The 283-nt window shown below is 78.1% G+C and carries 1 pseudogene; it reads left to right on the plus strand.

The window, feature by feature from the left end:
• A pseudogene (locus tag ACZY1I_RS32285) lies at nucleotides 1-283 on the plus strand (PE family protein); the annotation flags it as partial.

Here is a 283-nt window from a genome sequence, read left to right on the forward strand (position 1 = left end):
GGCGATGGTGGTGCGGGCGCGGCTGGTCAGGCCGGTGGCGCGGGTGGCGCTGGTGGGGCCGGCGGGTTGGGCGGATCGGTCCGTGGTGATGGCGGCGCCGGCGGCGCCGGGGGTGTGGGTGGGGTCGGCGGTGCGGGTGCGGCGGGGGCCAACGGCGGTGCCGGCGGTGCCGGCGGTGCCGGGGATTCCACTGATTTCTTCAGCCAGGATTTGACGGGTCCCTCGACCGGCGGTGACGGCGGGGTCGGTGGTGCCGGCGGCACTGGTGGCGGTGGCGGTGCCG

It is taken from the genome of Mycobacterium sp. IDUB_37 (assembly GCF_055419245.1).